The sequence below is a fragment of the Hubeiibacter jixunmingi genome (genome assembly GCF_041928215.1).
GTDB lineage: Bacteria > Pseudomonadota > Gammaproteobacteria > Pseudomonadales > Moraxellaceae > Acinetobacter.
The window spans coordinates 51,766-72,184 of record NZ_JBHFHK010000002.1 but is presented as its reverse complement, the minus strand read 5'-3'; the positions used below and the strand labels follow the sequence as shown (position 1 = coordinate 72,184).

Here is a 20,419-nt window from a genome sequence, read left to right as displayed (position 1 = left end):
TTGAGAATGAAATTAGTGGCAGGATTTATAAATTGGCAAGTTAATCGCTAAATTTACATTTTCGAAAGAGGTCTAATCAGAAATATTTTTTCCGCTTACGACTCCATTACGTAGAAAGTCTAATGCACGAAATATTGTCGTTTTTCCAGTATTATTTTAACCTACAAAACATACAATCGGTTTATCAGTATTGATAACAGTCCGATTAGCAAAAGATTTAAAATTTTCAATTACAATTTCAGAAATTCGCATGGCTTACCCTACAGAATATTTAAAATAAATAGTGTCACACGATTTTATTTCATCATCGTATAAAACAAATAATATCAAAATAAGAGAAAAGACAAGATTGGCTGATAAATTCAATCTTGTCTTTACTAGCTGATTACAACGCCTTAATCTGCTCCATATTGGCTTGAATTTTTCCGATTTGATCAGCAAATTCAGCCAATTTGACTTTTTCACTTTCTACCACGGCAGCAGGTGCTTTAGCAACAAAGCCTTCATTTGCCAATTTATTGGCGATTTGGTCGTGTTGCTTTTGGATTTTATCCAATTCTTTTTGCAAACGTGCCAATTCCGCATTTGGGTCGATTAAACCTTTCATCGGTACATACACCGTTGCACTGCCAATCACACTCGATGATGATAACGGTGCTTGCTCGTCTTTCGTTAAGAATTGCAAACTTTCCACTTTCGCCAAAGCTTTAAATAATGGCTCAATACGCTCAATTTGCGTACGCTCACTATCCGAGATATTTTGCAACAATACTGGCAATAGACGAGCATTACCCAAGCCCATTTCACCACGAATATTACGCACTGCACCAATCAAACTTTGCAACCACGCCATATCCGCTTCGGCTTGTTCATTGATACGACTTTCATCGGCTTTTGGATATGGGGCAAGCATGATGGTGTCTGTACCGTCTGCTTTGGCTTTGCCTAACATTGGGGCAAGGGTCTGCCAAATTTCTTCAGTGATAAATGGCATCAACGGATGTGCCAAACGCAATGCTGTTTCCATCGTTGCTAATAACACACGACGCACTTCGGCTTTACGCTCTTCTGATACATTGGCATCATTCAATACTGGCTTGGTCAGCTCCACATACCAATCGCAATATTCATTCCAAATAAAGTCATAAATCGCTTGGGCTGCAAGGTCTAAACGATAGGTTTCAAATGCCAAATTCACTGCTTGTTCAGCTTTTTGCAAACGGCTCACAATCCATTGCTCTGGTAATTCCCAAAGTTCTGGTTTCGCTTCACTAGCAATGGTTTTGCCTTCGACATTCATCAATACAAAACGTGTCGCATTCCAAATTTTATTACAGAAATTACGATAGCCTTCAACACGTTTTAAATCAAACTTAATATCACGACCTGTATTAGCTAAAGCACAGAAAGTAAAACGCACCGCATCGGTACCGTAAGCTTGAATGCCGTCTGGGAATTCTTTGCGAGTGGCTTTTTCAATTTTTGCTGCATCTTTCGGGTTCATCAAACCTGTAGTACGTTTTGCGACTAGGCTTTCTAGGTCGATACTGTCAATCAAGTCTAATGGGTCAAGCACGTTGCCCTTAGATTTTGACATTTTTTGCCCTTCGCTATCACGCACCAAACCATGTACATATACGGTCTTAAATGGTACTTGTGGCTGACCGTTTTCATCTTTGACAAAGTGCAAAGTCATCATGATCATACGGGCAACCCAGAAGAAAATGATGTCAAAACCTGTCACCAAAACACTGGTCGGATGGAATTTTTGCAGGATGTCATTCATCGCATCTTGGCTTTTATCACCTGTCCAACCTAAAGTAGAGAACGTCCACAATGCCGAGCTAAACCAAGTATCTAGCACATCATCATCTTGGCGTAGGCTTAAATCGGCAGGTAAATGGTATTTCGCACGCACTTCATCTTCATTGCGTGCCACATAGATATTGCCTTGCTCGTCATACCATGCAGGGATACGATGCCCCCACCACAATTGGCGAGAAATACACCAATCTTGAATATTATTCATCCAAGACATATACATATTATTGTATTGCTCAGGGACGAATTTAATACGTCCGTCTTGTACCGCTTCAATGGCAGGCTGTGCTAATGGTGCAATTTTGACATACCATTGGTCGGTCAATAATGGCTCAACCACTACGCCCGAACGGTCGCCTTTTGGTGTTTTTTGCGTATGGGCTTCGATCTTTTCTAACCAGCCTTCTGCTTCAGCTTGAGCAACGATTTGTTTACGTGCCGCATAACGCTCCAAGCCAACATATTCATTTGGTGCGGTAATGGTCTTGCTGATTGGTGCGCCTGATTTTTCCATCCATTCAAATTCTGGCAAAATTTCAGCATTAAGATTAAAGATGTTAATCAATGGCAATTGATTGCGTTTGCCCACGTCATAGTCATTAAAATCGTGAGCAGGGGTGATTTTGACACAGCCTGTACCAAATTCTTTTTCTACATAATCATCGGCAATAATCGGTACTTCACGACCTGTAATCGGCAAGATAATATTTTTACCGACCAAGTGTTGATAGCGTTCATCATCAGGATTGACCGCAACCGCTGTATCACCGAGTAAAGTTTCAGGGCGTGTGGTGGCAACCACCAAATAGTCTAAGCCGTCTTTGGTTTTTAAAGATTTATCAGCAAAATAATATTTAAAGTGCCATAGAGAGCCTTGTTCTTCGTGGCTTTCCACTTCAAGGTCAGATAGGGCAGTGTGGAATTTTGGATCCCAGTTGACCAAGCGTTTACCACGATAAATCAAACCATCTTCATGCAAACGTACAAAGACTTCTTTTACCACATTCGATAAGCCATCATCCATGGTAAAACGTTCACGTGACCAATCCACCGATGAACCGAGTCGGCGAATTTGTTTTGTAATCGTGCCGCCTGATTGCTCTTTCCATTGCCATACTTTTTCTAAAAATGCTTCACGCCCCAAGTCATGACGGCTGATATTTTGTGCTGCAAGCTGACGCTCTACCACCATTTGTGTGGCGATACCTGCGTGGTCGGTGCCGGGTTGCCAAAGCGTATTCATGCCTTGCATACGGTGAAAACGGGTCAATGCGTCCATGATGGCATTGTTAAAACCATGCCCCATGTGCAAAGAACCTGTGACGTTTGGCGGTGGTAAAGCAATCGAGAACGATTGTTCCTTATCTAATGTTGGTTTGAAATAACCGTTTTGTTCCCACGTTTGATACCATTTTTGTTCGATATGTGATGGATCATAAGTGGTGGCGATGTTTTCCGCAGATTGTGCTGCGTTTTGTGCTGCATTTTCAGTAGTCATGATAGGCTCAAAAATTATAAAAAAATCCTTTTGATTCTACCTGAAAATGCCATATTTGTTAAGCAAGTGTAAATCTTGTTTTTATCCAAGGTATGCTTGATGTGGCTTTGAATATAAATATTTGATTTATAATTAAAAAATTAATTTATCTGTAGGGTAAATATCCTTGACCGCCAGCATATTCGATGCTGTGGTGGGCAAGGATGCTCACCTTAGGGTTTTAAAATCAAATCATTGTAATAAAAATATGCTGTTTAAAATCGAACTTACATTAAATGAGATTAAATTAAACTCAATGCTTTTTATTTAGCTTATCCCTCAAAGCATTGATATTTTTATACTGTTTTACTCGACCTTGCCGAAAATCAGCAATTGCTTGCATCGTGGTGGCATTGGCTTGGTAATCAATAGGTTGTGAATCATCTAATGAAAGCGACACGTTATGGGTTTGAGTGATATTTAATGGAAAATCAATCTCCGCCAACACTTTATCATAGCCACGTTGCTCAGCAGTTTGTTTTGCCAAAGCCGTAACTTGATTTTTATCTAAATCATACCACTGATGTGGTCGAGCATCGCTCTCAATCCAAGCCAAATCATATAAATGCTTGGCAATTTTATCGGCAATATCTAGTGCAGAACTGGCTTTGACATTTTGTACCGTGGCATAATTTTTGTTGGCATCAATTTCGACCGAACCTACACGCACTGCAATATCATCATCAGGCACTTGTTGTGCACCGAATAATGCCCTGTGATAAGGCTTTGCATTGCTAAATTCAGGAATAAATACAGTCAAAAATTCAATCGCACGCTGTGTCCGTTTTGCAGGCACATTTTCATCCCAACCTTGATTGATATAATTGACATAAGTTGGATTGACGTAAGGTTGGCTACTCTCAGCCGTACTGTGATGCAAACCATCATCAAATAGGGTAATCTCATTGCTCATACCATGCAATTGCACATAGCCGCCTGCATAAGGGGTAAATTGTGCCATACCAGTAGGCGTGCCACGCTCACCATGAAAGACCATTTCAGGTAATGCCAAAATATGATTGGCATCATCGCACTTATCCCAACGGCTTAGATAAGCTGCTTTAAATTCGACCATACGTTCGATTTTAACATTGGCTTGGTCATCAATTTGACCTGTAAGAAAACCTGCAGCATTAATCATAAAATCTACGTTTAGTGTTAAGTTATCCACAACATCATGGTTAGTTTGTTGATAACTGATTTGCCAAGTTTTATCGCTTTGTTGTTGAATATGCTGAACTTTACTTTGAAAATGAAGATGCACAGTATTCAAAAGAAGCAAATAGCTGCTCACCGATGCGGACAATTGAAAAATATTCCAACTGTATTCATTGACCAAAATCACAGGATATTTAAGCTGATCCAAGTCGGTGACGTGGACAAAATTAATCATCCAATCATCGGCACTGATCGGTGTTTTTACCGTACTTAAAGTCTTTAATCTATCCAAATCAGCACGCTCATATACATGATAATATTCATCAAATATCGCATTTTTGGGATTTTCAGCGATAAGTTGTTGATAATAATCCTTGAGCATTTTGAGACGTGGTAACAAAGTTTCAGGATGACCATCATCTCGGCAAGGCACAGCAATCAACGTCGGACGTGCATCAATACTATGCGGATAAAGATGAACCGTATCAATACCTTGGCGTAATAGTGTGCGACAATCTTCATCGGAAAGCTCACGATACATATTGCCCCCAGCATGAAGATGGCACATCGGTGGACCACTGACTAGGCTATTATTTTTTTCAAATAAATGTACGTTAAGCCCAAGATGAGCTAGGCGAAGGGCAATGGTACTGCCTGCGATACCACCGCCAATGATTGCAATGCTTTTGAGAGATTTAATAGGAAATACCTTTTTAACAAAGTAGGTTTGGAAAAGTAAAAGAAGTTTTGTTAAATTATACACTCAAATTATGGAATAAGATGACCGAAAATAAAAAAACACAGCCAAAGCCGTGTCTTTAGAACGTATTAGTTTGAAAAAATTAATCCAAACCATCTAACAGATCCATTTCCTTTGCCAATTGAAATAGATTATTTGAACGATTACCTGTACGGCAAAACATCAAAATTGGCTTTGGTAATTCATTAAAATGATTGGCAAAAGTACGCACATCAAATTCAGTAATTTGCCCTGGAACGACAGGTTGGAACACATAATCCAAACCTGCTGCACGTGCGGCAGTCTCGATTTGGGCGGAAGTAGGTTGATCTGCACCGCCTTCCATATCTGGACGGTTATTGATGACCGAGCGGAAGCCCTGTTCAACCACCTGAGGCATTTGTTCTGGCAAAATTTGCCCTGCAAAACTGACTTTTTCTTGCATCATGTTGTCCTTTAAGTATAAATCAAGATATCTTGATATTAGCATTTTCGCCCCAAAAAAGTATAGCATAAACGTAATCTTTTCATTTTAATCCGTTAAAATGAATACGCTTTGAGTACTGGAGTCAATCATGCAAATCGTTTGTAGTCACTGTTTAAAGAAAAATAATTTACCGGATATCAACTATTTATCACAAGCAAAATGCGGTCATTGTCAAAGTCCTTTATGGCAAGCCAAACCAATTGTATTAAATGATGATAATTTTATGCAGATTGTACCGCATAGCGAATTGCCGATTTTGGTAGATTTTTGGGCGACTTGGTGTGGACCATGTCAGATGATGGCACCCGTATTTGAACGTTTGGCAGGGCAGTACAACCCAGTGCAATTTGCCAAAGTCGATACCGAGCAATCGCCACGTTTGGCAGAATTTTTTAATATTCGTAGTATTCCAAGTTTGATTTTATTTAAACAAACCCAACAATTGGCACGTCAAAGCGGTGCAATGAATGAAATGCAACTCAAACAATTGTTGGCAGGGCAGGGAATCAGCTAAACTTTCTTTTAAATCGTTTGAAAATGTGAGACGTAAAAAAATGCTGTAATCATTCAATTACAGCATTTTTATTTTTTAAATCAAAAGATTAAGTTAAATCATAAAATCAACGCTTTGGTCGCCAAGCCCAAATCATTTCGCATTTTACGGGTTCTTTACCGCTGTCATCGACCACACTAATCGGAATCGCTAACTCGCCTTTTTCAGTATTAAAAATCATGGCACGCTGTTCATCGCTCAATGTTGCGGTGGCAGTCAATGCTCCTTTAGCGACCTTGACATAATCGACATGCAAAGATTTAATCAATAAGATACGATCATCAGGCACATTCAAGCCCGTAACAAAACCCGTTGCGGTCTCAGCCAATAACGCTGTAGCCGCAGCGTGTACGCCTTTGATATGATTTTGCATATCTTTATGATTGTCAATTTTTACAACCACTTGTGATTGGCTCACTTCAATATAACGGATTTTTGCGGTACCCACCATCGGCACGATACGACCGAATAGTTTAGTCCAAAAAGTGCGTTGCATTGCTTTAGGTAAAATATAGCTCGACTTCACCATTTTGAACAGACGATTGTCTTTCATGATTTTTTTCCTGAAACTTAGTCCTTGAAGTTGTTGAATTGCAATGGCACGCCAAATTGCTGTTCTTTCAGAAATGCCATGACTTGTTGCAAAGTATCACGTTTTTTATCCGTCACACGGATTTTGTCACCTTGAATTGATGACTGCACTTTGATACCACTTTCTTTAATTGCCTTATTGATTTTCTTGGCTGTATCGCTGTCCAATCCGTCTTTAAGTTTAATCACTTGTACCACATGTTTGCCCGATGCACTGGCTTTTTGTGGATCCAAAGCTTGAGTATCAATTTTACGTTTATAAAAATGATTTTCTAACATATTATAAACTTGTTCACATTGGAAATCGCTTTCGGTGGTGATTTTGATTTCTTTGGCTTTTTCATTGAGTTCAATCGATACGTCTTGACCACGGAAATCAAAACGTGTTGCGATTTCTTTTTGCGTATTTTGTACCGCATGATTCACTTCAAACAATTCTAATTCAGACACAATATCAAAAGATGGCATGACAAACTCCAAAATGAAACTAAAAAATAACTATTGTGCTTGATGCTAAAGGGCTTTTTGTGATTTGCCAAGTATTGCGAACAAAAGAATTGTTTTTTTATAAATCCAATGTATATATTTTGTACATGCGACTGCCATATTTTGTAAAATCCATGTTATAACAGACAGACCGAACATTGAATATGACAGATAAATGTCTGGTATATTTGTTTGTTATAGATAACTTCACGGAAAGGTTAAGGAGACAATCATGATCCGTAAGCAAGACATCACCAGCTTTAATGCACAAGCCGACGCAATCATTTGGGATGTACGTGATAAGAGTAATTATCAGGATGGACATATCCAAGGTGCAAAAAACTATCCAATCGACAGCTTGAATGTGGATAGCCTAAATGATGTGGCAAAAGACCAGCCGATTTATATTTTGTGTGGTGGTGGCAGTAAGGCACCACGTGCAGCAGAGCTACTTGAGGGCTTGGATGATGCACGTGAATATGTGGTGTTGATGGGCGGAACCCGTGCAGCCAAAGAAGCAGGTTGGACACTACAACAAGGTGACTGAACCACAAAGTATAGAAAAAAGACCGTATATAAAGTGTATGGTCTTTTTTTTTTTGGGTAAAAATCCAGCTTGAATACAAAATCTAAGCAGATGATGTTACAAAACCAAAAAATCGATAACAATAAATACAAACTTTGTCACATTACTTGTGTACTATGACAAAAAACGTCACTAATTTAAAATAAAAAGCATGACGCACATCACATTTTTTATGTCTTTTATACCCGATTTTTTATCAAATCATTATAAATCAATGTTTTGTAAAAGTTGGCACGCTTCGTGCTAATACTATGGCATGGTGCTCACACTGAGTGAGTAAGTTTAAACAATGTCCAATATCGGACACCGGAGAAAAAGCATGAAAACTATGCAAAAAGGTTTTACCTTAATCGAATTAATGATCGTAATCGCGATCATCGGTATCTTGGCTGCAATCGCTATTCCACAATACCAAAACTACATCGCTAAATCACAAGTTAGCCGTGTAATGGGTGAAGTAAGTGCAGTGAAAACAGCGATCGAAACTTGTGTATTAGATGGTAAAACTGATGAACAGTGTAATATTGGTTGGACGAAATCTAACTTGATAGCTGCTAGTGGTGCTGCTGCTACATCAAACGAAACTACTGCGAAAGCTCCAGGTCAAGGTGGTTTGAAAATCACTTATCCTACAGGTGGCGTAGGTTCTATTGAAGCTACATTTGGTCAAAATGCTGCTCAACGTATCGCTACTAAGACTTTGAAATGGGAACGTAGTGCAGAAGGTAGCTGGACTTGTAGTACAACCGTAGATGCTAAATTTGCACCTGCAGGTTGTCCACCTAAAGCCTAATAAGAACTAAGTTTACTTGATTATTAGAAAAAGGTAACTTCGGTTGCCTTTTTTTGGTTTATTAAAAGAAAAGGTGTCTGTACTATGCAAGCTGAAAGACTTTTAATCAAAAAAAAATATAGGGGTTTTAGCTTGGATGGATTTGATCTTAAGATGCTAGCCATACTTTTTATGCTATTAGATCACTTTGCATGGATATATCTAGATAGTAATACATTGCTTGGTCAGTCTTTACATTTTTTCGGTCGATTAACTGCACCTATCATGTGTTTTTTTATCGTCGAGGGTTTTTTTCATTCTAACAATATCAAAAAATATGCGTTTCGCCTAACTTTGTTTGCATTATTATCACAGATTCCATTTACACTAATCACTTATTCTTTTACCAAAATAATGCATGATCCCTTATTAATATTGAGTAAAGGTAATGTTCTTTTTAATCTTTTACTTGCATTACTGAGTTTAATTATTTTTCATGCTAAATTCGAGAATATAACAAAACTTATAGCGATAGCATGTTTGTTGGGGATTTCTACATTTTTTGATTGGGGAATATTTTTAATTTGCTTTTGTTTAGTATTGGCTTATTATCGAGACGACCGTAAAAGACAAGCTATCGCATATCTTTTGGTAGCTATGGGGTTGCTGTTAATAGTTGATCTAGGTTTATCAAATGCTTTACCTATATTGATATTGTCGTGGTTTCCGATAGGAATCTTACTCGCCCCCGTGTTATGGATATCCTATAATGGAGAGCGTGGTAAATCCTTTGGTGGTAAATATTTTTTCTATATCTTTTATCCTTTGCATTTGATTATTTTGGCGACTGTCGCTGACTTTTATGGCTTTAGGATAACCACATGAGTAATAGGCACAAAAAATTATTTTCAGATCTGAACAGACGAGATGCTGCTATTTTAGTAACTATTTTAGTTTTAGTGACTGGATTCATCTATCTATATTCTGCAAAATATTATTTGCTTAATCGTTGGGTGTATATCGCACAGGCACCATTCGCAGAAAGAACCATAACTTGTTCTGAGAAAGCACCTGATTTTATGCATGATACCATCAGAAATATGATTTACGAACAAAAATCAATGAGTAACCAATTGGTTTTTCGTGAGTCCAATGGTCATCTACATCACTGTGAGAGTGGTTGGGAGGATGGTTTCCGTGGCACTAGCCCAATCAATGTAGATAGTCAATATCGTTATGCGAGTGTATCAAAAGTTCTCACTTCAGCGATTATTCTAAATCTAATTAATCAAGGTAAGTTGGAATTGAATACAAAGCTTGTGGACATATTAAAGATTCCACCAGCAAATGATAAACGTATTAATGATATTACTATTGAGATGTTGCTACAACATAGTGCAGGCTTTGACCGTTTCAAAACTTATACACCAATGCTTACTATGGATGTCAAACCCTGGTGTCCCAATCAGTTGGAAGAATTAGCTACTACCCAATTAGATTTTACACCAAATAACCAATTCAGTTATTCGAATGTTGGTTATTGTTTACTGGGTGCTATTGCTGAGAAAGTTTCAGGAAAAGATTTTAAGGCTCTCGCAAATGATTTGTATCATCTACAAAGCCGAAATATTGATTTTGTGGCAGAAGGTTACTTGCCTAATGAAATTAAATATGATTTTAGATATGAAGATTTCTACGGAGAAAGCTATACTACGCATTTTGACTTTAAAGATTCTCTATATGCAGTCGGTGGCTTAGCTGGTTCTGCAAAATCAATGGTACTTTTGACAGCAGATATGCTAAAAGAAAAGCCTTATAATGTTGTCTCACGCAATAATACCCCTTGCAATATTAACGTATTAGAGGGTTGTTATGGTTACGGAATGCTACCTTATGAGCAAACAGGTAAGAACTTTATTCTTTATGGTAAATCTGGATTTTTTCCTGGTGTAAATACAGATATATTTGTTGATAGTAATGGTGGTATTTTAGCTGCTTATAGAGCCTCAAGTACCCCGAATTATAAAATTAAAGATCAATTAAAGTTGCAGATTTATCAATCACTATTGGATTTTTATCATATTTGATGGTATGGATAATGTACATTGAATTGTATTGTTTCATGGAGAAAAATTAATATGAAACATCGCCTAGGCTTTACTTTAATTGAGTTGATGATCGTCATTGCGGTGATTGGTATCTTAGCTGCGATTGCTATCCCACAATACCAAATTTATGTAGCTAAATCTCAATCCACTAGAGTGATTAGTGAAGTGAGTCAGCTCAGACTCACTGTTGAAGAATGCTTGCAAAATGGACTAACTGTTATTGGTTTAGGTGTAAGAGAGTGTGATCCAAGGGCAACAGCATCTAATTTAATTACTGGTGGCTCGCAAGTTGGTGTTACTTTGCCAGGTGGCATGGGTGTTGCGAGTATTTCTACACCAATGACAAGTACAACCAATATTTCAGCTGTAGTCTCAGGTGATGCATCTCCGCCACTTTCAGGTAAAAAAATTATTTGGGACAGAAGTGTTGATGGAAGTTGGCAATGCAAAACAAATATTGCTGAAAAGTATCTGTCATCCATATGTAGACATGATGGTTCAATAAACTAAATGATGAGTGAAAAAATGATTAAAGACAAGCTGATTGCTGCGGCAGTACATATAGTATTTTCTATTATTCTGACATTAATCAGTTATATATTGATTTATCAAGTGTGGTACTCATATCCGTTCAATATTATTTATAATGTTGAGTCCGTTTTTATTTTACTATTATTGGTAGATCTTATATTAGGGCCTTTACTCACTTTTATTGTATATAAAAAGGGTAAAAAAACATTAAAATTAGATTTGACGGTAATAGTAGTTTTGCAATTAGCTGCTTATACAGGTGGGATGTGGAACATTGCTCAAGCACGTCCTGCTTGGTTAGTAAACCACAAAGATGTTGTTTATGCGATAACTCCAGCATTTATAAATAATCCCGAACATCATTTTAAGCGTGTTTCTGTTTTAGAACAAAACTGGGGAATGCCAAAATTGGTTCAAGTTGATCCGTTGATAGATGATGAGAGCGTTATTTATGATGTGAAAAATTATAGTCAATTAAATTATTTGCATTTGAAAAAAGATAAAATTGCATTGGCTTATGTTAAGCAAGCGGATGAAAAGTTTTATAATGCGTTAATCGAAAAATATTCTAGTGCCGAAGGTTATATGCCTATAATCACAGATGCTAGCAACGATATTCCTATACTGTTGCTTGATAAGAATGGCACTCCACTTGGAATTGAGCTTGTGAAGAATGAGTTGATGGTGAATGGAAGATCTCAACATTAGGCTTACTGAGTTGTATTAATATTCATCTCAAACTAGAATATGTCAACCATAAACTCAGATGCTTTGATATGAGAGAATTTTCTAAGTACCTACAGGCTTTTACGCTTATATGTAGTGGTATCTTATTTTTTTTCGCAATAAATAATCCTTTTCGCTACGGTGCTATTCCAGGCTTTCTATCAGAAAGCTTGGCTGTAGGCTCAGGACTTTTGCTATTTTTATTTACACTGATAGCAGTCAAAGATTGGCAAATTCCCAAAGTCACGTTACCAATTGTATGGATAGCAACGATTCCTATCTTACAGATGCTATTTGGACAGATTAGCTTTTTTCAAGACACAGTATTTAGCCTACTTTATCTCTTTGGCTTTTTATTGAGTTTATGGGCAAGCTATCAACTGATCAGACAATATAAAGAACAGTTTTTTGAAAAATTTGCTATTGCCCTGATTTTGGTTGGATTGGCTGCTGCTTGTATTGCTGTAATGCAATGGCTTGGTATAAAACATCAATGGATATTGAATTTTGTGTCCAATCGCCCTTATGGTAATACTGGGCAACCAAATCATTTGGCAACCTTGCTTGCCGTCAGCACATTATCTGCATTGTATCTATATGAACAAAATAAGCTTAAGTCTTATTTGAGTATTCTATTTATTGCATTTTTTATTTTTGTTATCGCTTTGACACAGTCAAGAACGGTGTGGATCAGTAGTATTCTTATTACACTCTTTTTGTTATTCCATCGTTTCCAACATAATCTAAGAACGCCAAGTTATATGATTGTGTTAGGTTTGGGATTTTACTATCTTTCGATGTGGTTGCCAAAATGGTTAAGTCATATTCTGAGTACACAATCTAGCTTCCATATTGTAGAGACTGCTGTGGGCGTTGAGCGAGCTTCAGGTGGACACGACCGTGTAGATATGTGGTATCAAATGTGGGTAGCACTTAAACAGCAACCTTGGTCTGGCTATGGTTGGTATCAAACTACCGCAGCAGAGTATGCTGCTTCGCCACAGCAGGGTATGCATCTTTGGTATAATAGTGCACACAATATTGTGATTGATATGCTGATTTGGAATGGCATTATTTTGGGTGCAGTGATTGTTATCTATTTTATTTATTTATTCGGTAAAATGATACTTAAAGCCAAACAGAAACATACCATTATCGCTACAATGATGATGTTGGCGATTTTTACGCATGCTTTGCTGGAATATCCAATTTTCTATAGTTATTTTTTATTATTGTTTGCGATCACCTGTGGTATCGCTTTGGATGACTTGAAGTCGCAGCATATAAGACTCTCTCTTGGTGTGAATAGTGCGATGTATATTGCCTATTTGAGTGTGTTTGCATTGATGGTAGGGCAGTATCTATACTGGGATATGGCAAATGATAAATCACGTCTTGCGTTGTATGGCAACAAGTCATATTTGTATGATAAATTGGCTACACGCCAAAAGTGGCAATATACAGACACTAAAAAAGTGGCGACTAAAGCACAACTACAAATGGCAGATCGTATTATTAAAGAATATCTCACTGCACAGAACCTAAAAAGATATGCACAATACTTGGCGTATAATGGGCAGATGGATTTGGCACAACATCAGTTAGATATTCTTGCGGCAATGTATAATGAGCATGTGACCATCCAAGAAGTGATGAGAATGAAATTCTAATCAAAAAAAAATCGCTAAACGTATTTCGTTTAGCGATTTTCATTTTAAGGAATGCTAAATATCAGTCGTCTTCAAGCTGACTTTGGATATAGTTTTCAATACCGACTTTTTCAATTAAATCGGTTTGCGTATTTGCCCAGTCCCAATATTCTTCATCTTGTGCAAGGATATTTTTTAATGTATCGCGTGTAACGTAATCCATCTCATCTTCAGCAACTTTGATGGCTTTTTGCAATGCAGCAATGTTTTCGTCGGCTTTGCGAATGTCGCAGTTTAATATTTCTGCTGTATGCTGTCCGATATATAATTTGCCCAAATGTTGCAAATTAGGTAAGCCTTCTAAAAACAAAATACGCTCAATGATATGGTCTGCGTGTTTCATTTGATGAATAGATTCTTTGTAACACTTCTTACCTAAGCCTTCAATACCCCAATCATTAAACATGCGAGAATGCAAAAAATACTGATTAATTGCGGTTAATTGATGGTATAGCACTTGGTTGAGTTCAGCAAGAACCAGTTTACTGCCTTTCATAGCATACTCCAAATATTGTAAAATTAGTTTATAGCACCATTTTAATACTTTTATAATTATTTGTCGACAAGGATTTAGAACCGCAAATGAGAATAGTTAAAGTTAGTGTATCTATTCAAAATATAAAAAAAGCTTACAACACATGGTGTTGTAAGCGAGGAGTAAGATGTTATAAATACTAATTGAATTTAGGCTGCAACAGAGATTCGAGCTGCAATTTCTGCTAATTCTTCCGAAATGATACTTTTTGCTTCTGGTGCACAGCGTCCGCAGCAAGTACCTAAGTCAAGCTGCTCACGGATTTCACGGAAGCTTGATGCACCTTGTGCGATTGCATCTTTGATATCTTGATCAGTGATACCGCGGCATAAACATACATACATGAATTTAACCCCAAAATAGAGCTAGATAAGATACATTATATTATTGATAATTATTATCAATCGTCAATGAAAATCACTAAGTGTCATGATTATTTTAATTGGAAAAATAGATTAAAATTTAAATATGATTGCTTTTTGATATATGGATTTATTTTATATCACGTATCTATCTGATTTTTATATTTAATTTTAGAAAATAAAAAAACGCCCAAATAGGGCGTTTTTAAAGCTTTATTTCTGCTTATACGATTAACGATTAATACAGACCACACCATCCATTTCAACCAAAGCACCACGTGGCAAACCTTTCACTTCGATTGCGGCACGAGCTGGATAAGGCTGTGCGAAATATTCTCCCATGATTTGATTGACCAATTGAAAATGACCAAGATCGGTTAAGAAAATATTGAGTTTGGCAAAGTCAGCCAAAGAGCTATTAGCGGCTTCGCACACAGCTTTTAGGTTGTCAAACACGCGACGGATTTGTGCTTCTATGCCATCTACCATTTCCATGCTATAAGGATCTAAGCCAATCTGCCCTGATAAATATAAAGTATCGTTCACCAAAATAGCTTGTGAATAAGTACCGATTGCCGCAGGGGCATGTTCGGTATGAATAACTTGCTTTGCCATAATTACTCCAAAATATTTTAAGGCGAGATTTAATTTGTCGCAGTTTTGAACCACGCTGGTAGTTCATAAAGACGCTTGATTTTAGGGAAATCTAATAAAATACGCAAATCACGCATAACTTGTGCAACGTGATTGCGGTCACGCACTACAATGCTAAGATAGCTTGAGTCGTGATCAGTTTGTACTGCATTAACCCCTGCTTCTGCACTACGCACTACGTAAATTGCTTTAGAAGTCAGTTCATCATCAAGTAAAGTATCGATTTTTAGATATGCATTAAAACGCATATCTTGTGCGATATCATCTTGCCAATGTAATGGTACCACAGTTTGTGGATGCAGTTTTTGTTCTTGTTGGACATTTCTACATTTAAAACGATGAATGACCAAGCCACGCTTAGTGCTATGTCCAACGATGACATCCCCTTTGACGGGATGGCAACATGGTGCATATTTGATATCCACACCTTCTGTGCCTGCAATAGGGGAGATCGATTGATTGCTGCTATGGTTGAATAATTTGTTGGCAACCAACTGTGGCAATAGATCGCCTGTAGCAATTTGGGCAAAGAGTTCATCTTGATTAGATAGTTTACGCCACGCCAACAAGTCTCGCCAATGTTGCTCGTTTAGCTCATCTAAAGATGATGAGAAAAAGCCTAAGGCACGGTTTAATGCTTGTCTACCGATATCTACTTTTTCAGCAAAAGTCTGTACACGCAGTTGCGATAAAATTCCACGGCGTGCTTTGGGTGTAGCAATACAGCTGAGCCATTCAGGGTTAGGTTTTGCACCTTGTTTAATGAGAATTTCAACAGTTTGTCTATTTTCTAAGATAGTACAAATTGGCATCTCTTTGCCATCAATTTTACAGGCAACTGCCATATTGCCTAATTCAGTGCTGGCGGCATAAGCAAAATCTAATGCACTTGCACCACGTGGCAACTCATGCATATCGCCTTTTGGGGTATAGAATGTATATTTATCACGATGTAGATAATTGAGTAAATCATCAAAAGTCGTTTTTGCACAATCATCGTCGATAAGATTGCTAAGGTTGTGTAGAGAGGCTTGAATGGCGGAACGAGAAACTTGAGTGATATTGTCACCGAGTAAGACACCGAAACGCTCGGTTTTGTACATTAATTCAGTTTGAATAATCAGGGATAAAAATGTTTTTGGGCCTTGTAGTTCTAAAATAATGGCTTGCTTGCCGCCTGGTAATGGATTGCGAATATAATTTTCATAATTCAGGATAGTAAAGCGTTTTCGTAGCGTTTCTACCATATTTTCGCAATCTTGCACGCTATGTACACTCACATGACAAGCGTGACTATGACTCAGTCGATGCAAAGAAATTTGATTTTTAAAAAATAATCGTAATAAATCAGTGGTATTGTCTTTCGTCTCAATCTCACCCCAGATTCCCAAAGTATTGAGTGCGTCTTGTAGTCGCACTTGCCAAATGCCTTGATATTCAATGCGTTCAGCTTCATGTTCAGCCAAAGCCTCTGTGGCTGTTTGGTATAAATCGGGATCTAGGTTTTCATAGCAGAGGTTTTCTAATAAATCTGCCATCTCATTCATACCGAGTAGGCGTGCCATTGGAACATAAACATCGGCAGTTTCTTGGGCGATACGTTGGCGTTTGTCCAAACGTAATGCACCAAGTGTGCTCATATTATGATAGCGATCCGCCAATTTAACCACGACTACACGAGGGTCATTTAAAACCGAGCGTAAAAACTTCCGAAATGAGCTGACTTTATTAAAATGTTTATCGCCTGAGGAGGTTAGTTTGGTTACGCCATCTACCAATTGAGCTACGGTAAGCCCAAAACGTTCAATAATTTCTTCTTTGCTGATGTCAGTATCTTCAATCACATCATGTAGCAATGCGGCAATCAGAGTCTGATCATCCAAACGTAAGTTTGCCAAAATCATTGCTACAGCAATTGGATGCAGGATATAAGGTTCGCCACTCTTTCGGGTGACGCCAGTATGTGCAAAGTCAGCAAAATCACTGGCTTCCATCACTTGATGTATTTGTTCTGGTGATAGGTAGGTCAGGATCGACTTGAGCTGCTGCTTGGCTTGGCTGATGGCTTGTGCAGTCATAATCAAACTCAATAAATTCAGTATAGCTAATCTAAAAAATTTAAAACTTCGGCTAAATTCTCTGCCTACTGCGCCATGAGCATTCAGTATATACACTGAACTACTTTTACTTTTTTATAGTAAAACGTCTTAGTGCGGGCAAATTGGGAAATTTGAGCTATTACTATGAATAATATATATTTTATATTTTGTCAATAAAAAAATATAAAAAAGCCTACTGCACTCGCAGTAGGCTAGATCTAGCGATTAAAATTTGATTTGTTTAATTAATGATATAAATCAACAAATCAATTAGTAAGTAAAGTTGTCAAGCTGGATGCTCATCAATGCGGCGTCAGCCTTAGACTGTGGTTCCGGATCACGCTGACGTAAAATATCACGTGTCACATAACCATCAGCGATTTCACGCAATGCAACTACAGTTGGCTTGTCATTGTCCCAGTCAATTGCTGGTTCAATACCGTGACGTGCCAATTGACGTGCACGTTTGCTCGCAACCAAAACCAATTCAAAACGGTTGTCTAAATGAGTTAAGCAATCTTCTACTGTAACACGTGCCATAGTGACTATCTCAGAACAAATTAAAATTAGCCAGTGATTCTAGCAAAAAAACATGATTTATTCAATATGGTTTTTCGATTAAACCATATTGCACCTATAGACCTACAACTTTTGGATCTAACAGTGCTTCAATGAGTTTGGCATGACGTGCTGACTGTTGTGCTGTGGTGAGGCGGTGTGCTGTCACGATTGATTCAAGTTCACGGACTGCACGCTCAAAAGAATCATTGATGATAATGTAGTCAAAATTGACATATTGTTGCATATCTTCAATCGCATGACTTAGGCGACGGTCAATCACTTCTACTGTGTCTGTACCACGATTAGATAAACGTTGTTTTAGGTCAAACTGCGTTGGTGGTAAGATAAATATTTCAATTGCATGAGGAAATAGCTTGCGTACTTGTTGTGCACCTTGCCAATCAATTTCTAACAATACATCACGACCTAGATTTAGCTGTGCTTCGACAGTAGCTTGTGATGTGCCATAGTAATTGCCAAAAACTTCAGCATACTCAATAAAACCACCTTGATTGATTTGTTCAATGAATTGTTCTTGTTCAATAAAATGATAATGAATACCATCAAGCTCGGTGTGGCGGCGTGGACGCGTGGTATGCGATACGGAAACGTGTAAGTTGGTGGTACGCTCAAGTAAGGCTTTGACCAAAGAAGTTTTGCCTGTGCCAGAGGCTGCGGAAACCACAAATAGTAAACCCGTCATCGCAAAAATCCTGTATGATTGTGAAAGTATAGATGTTTCAATATTGTAAACGGCTCAATGTGGCAAAACAAGCTATTCGAGCATGGATTGTGCTAAAATAGTTTAACTGAATGAAATTGCAACTTCATCAGTCATTGCAACCGAGTTTGAATAAATTAAGGTAAAAAATTATGCAAATTTTACTTGCCAATCCACGTGGTTTTTGTGCTGGTGTCGATCGTGCGATTGCAATCGTTAATCGTGCCTTAGAATATTTTGGTGCACCGATTTATGTGCGTCACGAGGTGGTGCATAATAAATTTGTGGTCAATGATTTAAAGCAAAAAGGGGCAATTTTTGTTGAAGAATTACATCAAGTGCCAGACGATGCAATTGTGATTTTTAGTGCACATGGTGTATCTAAAGCTGTGCAAGATGAGGCTGAACGCCGTAAATTAAAAGTATTTGATGCGACGTGTCCCTTGGTGACCAAAGTCCACTTTGAAGTAACAAAGTACTCACGTGAAGGCACAGAAGCAATTTTGATTGGGCATCATGGGCATCCTGAAGTTGAAGGAACAATGGGGCAATATGATGATAAAAATGGTGGCAAAATTTATCTGGTTGAAGATGAGCAGGATGTGATGAATCTGCAAGTTATAAATCCAAATCAATTGGCTTTTGTTACCCAAACTACTTTGTCTATTGACGATACTGCAAAGGTTATCGAAGCTTTGCGAGAAAAATTTCCTCATATTCAGGGCCCTCGTAAAGATGATATTTGCTATGCTACGCAAAATCGCCAAGATGCGGTACGAGATTTGGCACAAAGTTGTGATGTGGTGTTGGTGGTCGGTTCGCCAAATTCATCTAATTCTAATCGCTTGCGTGAATTGGCAGAGCGTATGGGTAAAAAAGCCTATTTGATTGATAATGCCGATGAATTACAACAAGACTGGTTTACCTATTGTCAAAATGTTGGTGTGACTGCTGGCGCATCTGCACCAGAAATTCTCATTAAACAAGTACTTGAGCGACTGCAAAGTTGGGGCGCAACAGCACCACAAGAGTTGTATGGACAAGAGGAAAATATTACATTTAGCTTACCAAAAGAGCTTCGAATTGCTGTAGTAGAGGCATAAATTGTTAAATATTGTTATTTGTCGTATAAATTATTCCACTCATCCAAAATGAGTGGGATTTTTTTTGTGAACTGTTTACCATTAATCTAGATTGTATTGGGTATATACCATATGAAAAGACATCAAAAAGGTTTTACATTAATTGAATTGTTAATCACCATTGTGTTACTGGGGATATTGGCGAGTATGGCTATGCCTTCTTTTTCTAAGACAATTCGTCAAAATCAGGTTAATCAAGAAGTTCAAGGAGTAACGGAAAGTTTGACCAAAGCGCGTGTTGCAGCACTTTTGAAAAAGCAATCAGTTTTTGTCGAGCCATGTAGCTCAGACTCATGCACGCCATCACCTGCAACCAAGCAGGTTGTATATTATAAGACTACAAATTTTGTGGAATGGGATTCGCAAAAAAAACCAAACGTTGAGTTTAATTATATGGGTTTCGTTACAGGCACGACAAGTGATAAATGTTTTTTATTGAAGCATAAATCCGATAAGACCGTTGCAAGAGCTATACTGCTCAGCCCTAATGGATCGATATCTGTGCCTAGAAACAAAACCAGCTGTTCGTAATGAGAGGTGT

21 protein-coding genes are annotated in these 20,419 nt (G+C 37.9%); 10 read left to right on the top strand and 11 right to left on the bottom strand.

The window, feature by feature from the left end; genetic code table 11:
- Positions 1–385: 385 nt before the first annotated feature.
- The 3 genes from ACEYX7_RS00735 to ACEYX7_RS00725 all read right to left on the bottom strand — a co-directional run bounded on the left by ACEYX7_RS00735 (position 386) and on the right by ACEYX7_RS00725 (position 5,700).
- Complete coding sequence (locus ACEYX7_RS00735; RefSeq protein ID WP_374802893.1) at positions 386–3,319, bottom strand: valine--tRNA ligase; 2,934 nt, start codon at positions 3,317–3,319, stop codon at positions 386–388.
- Positions 3,320–3,611: 292 nt separating this feature from the next.
- On the bottom strand, positions 3,612–5,279 hold the full coding sequence (locus ACEYX7_RS00730) for an FAD-dependent oxidoreductase (protein WP_374802891.1): 1,668 nt from the start codon (positions 5,277–5,279) through the stop codon (positions 3,612–3,614).
- 79 nt (positions 5,280–5,358) lie between these two features.
- A complete protein-coding gene (locus ACEYX7_RS00725) occupies positions 5,359–5,700 on the bottom strand; it encodes a protein tyrosine phosphatase family protein (protein WP_374802889.1) in 342 nt (113 codons plus the stop codon).
- Positions 5,701–5,830: 130 nt separating this feature from the next.
- Between ACEYX7_RS00725 and trxA the strand changes: the two genes are divergently transcribed.
- Complete coding sequence (trxA, locus tag ACEYX7_RS00720) at positions 5,831–6,256, top strand: thioredoxin (protein WP_374806566.1); 426 nt, start codon at positions 5,831–5,833, stop codon at positions 6,254–6,256.
- A gap of 106 nt (positions 6,257–6,362) precedes the next feature.
- On the opposite strand, the gene ACEYX7_RS00715 is transcribed toward trxA, so the two are convergent.
- Complete coding sequence (locus ACEYX7_RS00715) at positions 6,363–6,851, bottom strand: DUF4442 domain-containing protein (protein WP_374806571.1); 489 nt, start codon at positions 6,849–6,851, stop codon at positions 6,363–6,365.
- A gap of 14 nt (positions 6,852–6,865) precedes the next feature.
- Positions 6,866–7,354 carry a YajQ family cyclic di-GMP-binding protein gene (locus ACEYX7_RS00710; RefSeq protein WP_374802885.1) on the bottom strand — a complete coding sequence of 163 codons (489 nt, stop codon included), beginning with the start codon at positions 7,352–7,354 and terminating at the stop codon, positions 6,866–6,868.
- Between the two features lie 250 nt (positions 7,355–7,604).
- Here ACEYX7_RS00710 and ACEYX7_RS00705 point away from each other — a divergent pair, with 250 nt between their 5' ends.
- From ACEYX7_RS00705 to ACEYX7_RS00675, 7 genes are all read left to right on the top strand, one after another.
- On the top strand, positions 7,605–7,919 hold the full coding sequence (locus ACEYX7_RS00705) for a rhodanese-like domain-containing protein (RefSeq protein WP_374802883.1): 315 nt from the start codon (positions 7,605–7,607) through the stop codon (positions 7,917–7,919).
- Between the two features lie 367 nt (positions 7,920–8,286).
- Positions 8,287–8,751, top strand: coding sequence for a pilin (locus ACEYX7_RS00700; RefSeq protein ID WP_374806570.1), 465 nt, complete (start codon positions 8,287–8,289; stop codon positions 8,749–8,751).
- Between the two features lie 84 nt (positions 8,752–8,835).
- Positions 8,836–9,615, top strand: coding sequence for a TraX family protein (locus ACEYX7_RS00695; RefSeq protein ID WP_374806564.1), 780 nt, complete (start codon positions 8,836–8,838; stop codon positions 9,613–9,615).
- Positions 9,612–10,817: a serine hydrolase domain-containing protein gene (locus tag ACEYX7_RS00690; protein ID WP_374900088.1), complete on the top strand. Its 1,206-nt coding sequence runs from the start codon at positions 9,612–9,614 to the stop codon at positions 10,815–10,817. The genes ACEYX7_RS00695 and ACEYX7_RS00690 overlap by 4 nt, the downstream gene beginning before the upstream one ends.
- A 51-nt stretch (positions 10,818–10,868) precedes the next feature.
- Positions 10,869–11,348, top strand: coding sequence for a pilin (locus tag ACEYX7_RS00685; RefSeq protein ID WP_374802877.1), 480 nt, complete (start codon positions 10,869–10,871; stop codon positions 11,346–11,348).
- Positions 11,349–11,363: 15 nt separating this feature from the next.
- The gene (locus ACEYX7_RS00680) at positions 11,364–12,077 is read left to right on the top strand and encodes a hypothetical protein (protein ID WP_374806563.1); all 714 of its coding nucleotides are present in this window, start codon (positions 11,364–11,366) and stop codon (positions 12,075–12,077) included.
- Between the two features lie 209 nt (positions 12,078–12,286).
- Positions 12,287–13,765, top strand: a complete 1,479-nt coding sequence (locus ACEYX7_RS00675; RefSeq protein WP_374802873.1) for a PglL family O-oligosaccharyltransferase — start codon at positions 12,287–12,289, stop codon at positions 13,763–13,765.
- A 61-nt stretch (positions 13,766–13,826) separates the two neighbouring features.
- Here the strand turns inward: ACEYX7_RS00675 and bfr are convergent, their stop codons facing one another.
- From bfr to gmk, 6 genes are all read right to left on the bottom strand, one after another.
- Positions 13,827–14,300, bottom strand: a complete 474-nt coding sequence (bfr, locus tag ACEYX7_RS00670; protein WP_374802871.1) for a bacterioferritin — start codon at positions 14,298–14,300, stop codon at positions 13,827–13,829.
- A gap of 188 nt (positions 14,301–14,488) precedes the next feature.
- Positions 14,489–14,683: a bacterioferritin-associated ferredoxin gene (locus ACEYX7_RS00665; protein WP_374802869.1), complete on the bottom strand. Its 195-nt coding sequence runs from the start codon at positions 14,681–14,683 to the stop codon at positions 14,489–14,491.
- Between the two features lie 249 nt (positions 14,684–14,932).
- Positions 14,933–15,316, bottom strand: coding sequence for a RidA family protein (locus tag ACEYX7_RS00660; protein ID WP_374802867.1), 384 nt, complete (start codon positions 15,314–15,316; stop codon positions 14,933–14,935).
- A gap of 29 nt (positions 15,317–15,345) precedes the next feature.
- The gene (locus ACEYX7_RS00655; protein ID WP_374802865.1) at positions 15,346–17,433 is read right to left on the bottom strand and encodes a RelA/SpoT family protein; all 2,088 of its coding nucleotides are present in this window, start codon (positions 17,431–17,433) and stop codon (positions 15,346–15,348) included.
- A gap of 291 nt (positions 17,434–17,724) precedes the next feature.
- Positions 17,725–17,994, bottom strand: a complete 270-nt coding sequence (gene rpoZ / locus ACEYX7_RS00650) for a DNA-directed RNA polymerase subunit omega (protein ID WP_374802863.1) — start codon at positions 17,992–17,994, stop codon at positions 17,725–17,727.
- Between the two features lie 94 nt (positions 17,995–18,088).
- Entirely contained in the window at positions 18,089–18,718 is a 630-nt protein-coding gene (gene gmk / locus ACEYX7_RS00645; protein ID WP_374802861.1) for a guanylate kinase, read from the bottom strand.
- 170 nt (positions 18,719–18,888) lie between these two features.
- Here gmk and ispH point away from each other — a divergent pair, with 170 nt between their 5' ends.
- Both ispH and ACEYX7_RS00635 read left to right on the top strand, forming a co-directional pair.
- On the top strand, positions 18,889–19,839 hold the full coding sequence (gene ispH, locus ACEYX7_RS00640; RefSeq protein ID WP_374802859.1) for a 4-hydroxy-3-methylbut-2-enyl diphosphate reductase: 951 nt from the start codon (positions 18,889–18,891) through the stop codon (positions 19,837–19,839).
- 111 nt (positions 19,840–19,950) lie between these two features.
- The gene (locus ACEYX7_RS00635; protein WP_374802857.1) at positions 19,951–20,409 is read left to right on the top strand and encodes a pilus assembly FimT family protein; all 459 of its coding nucleotides are present in this window, start codon (positions 19,951–19,953) and stop codon (positions 20,407–20,409) included.
- Positions 20,410–20,419: the final 10 nt, after the last annotated feature.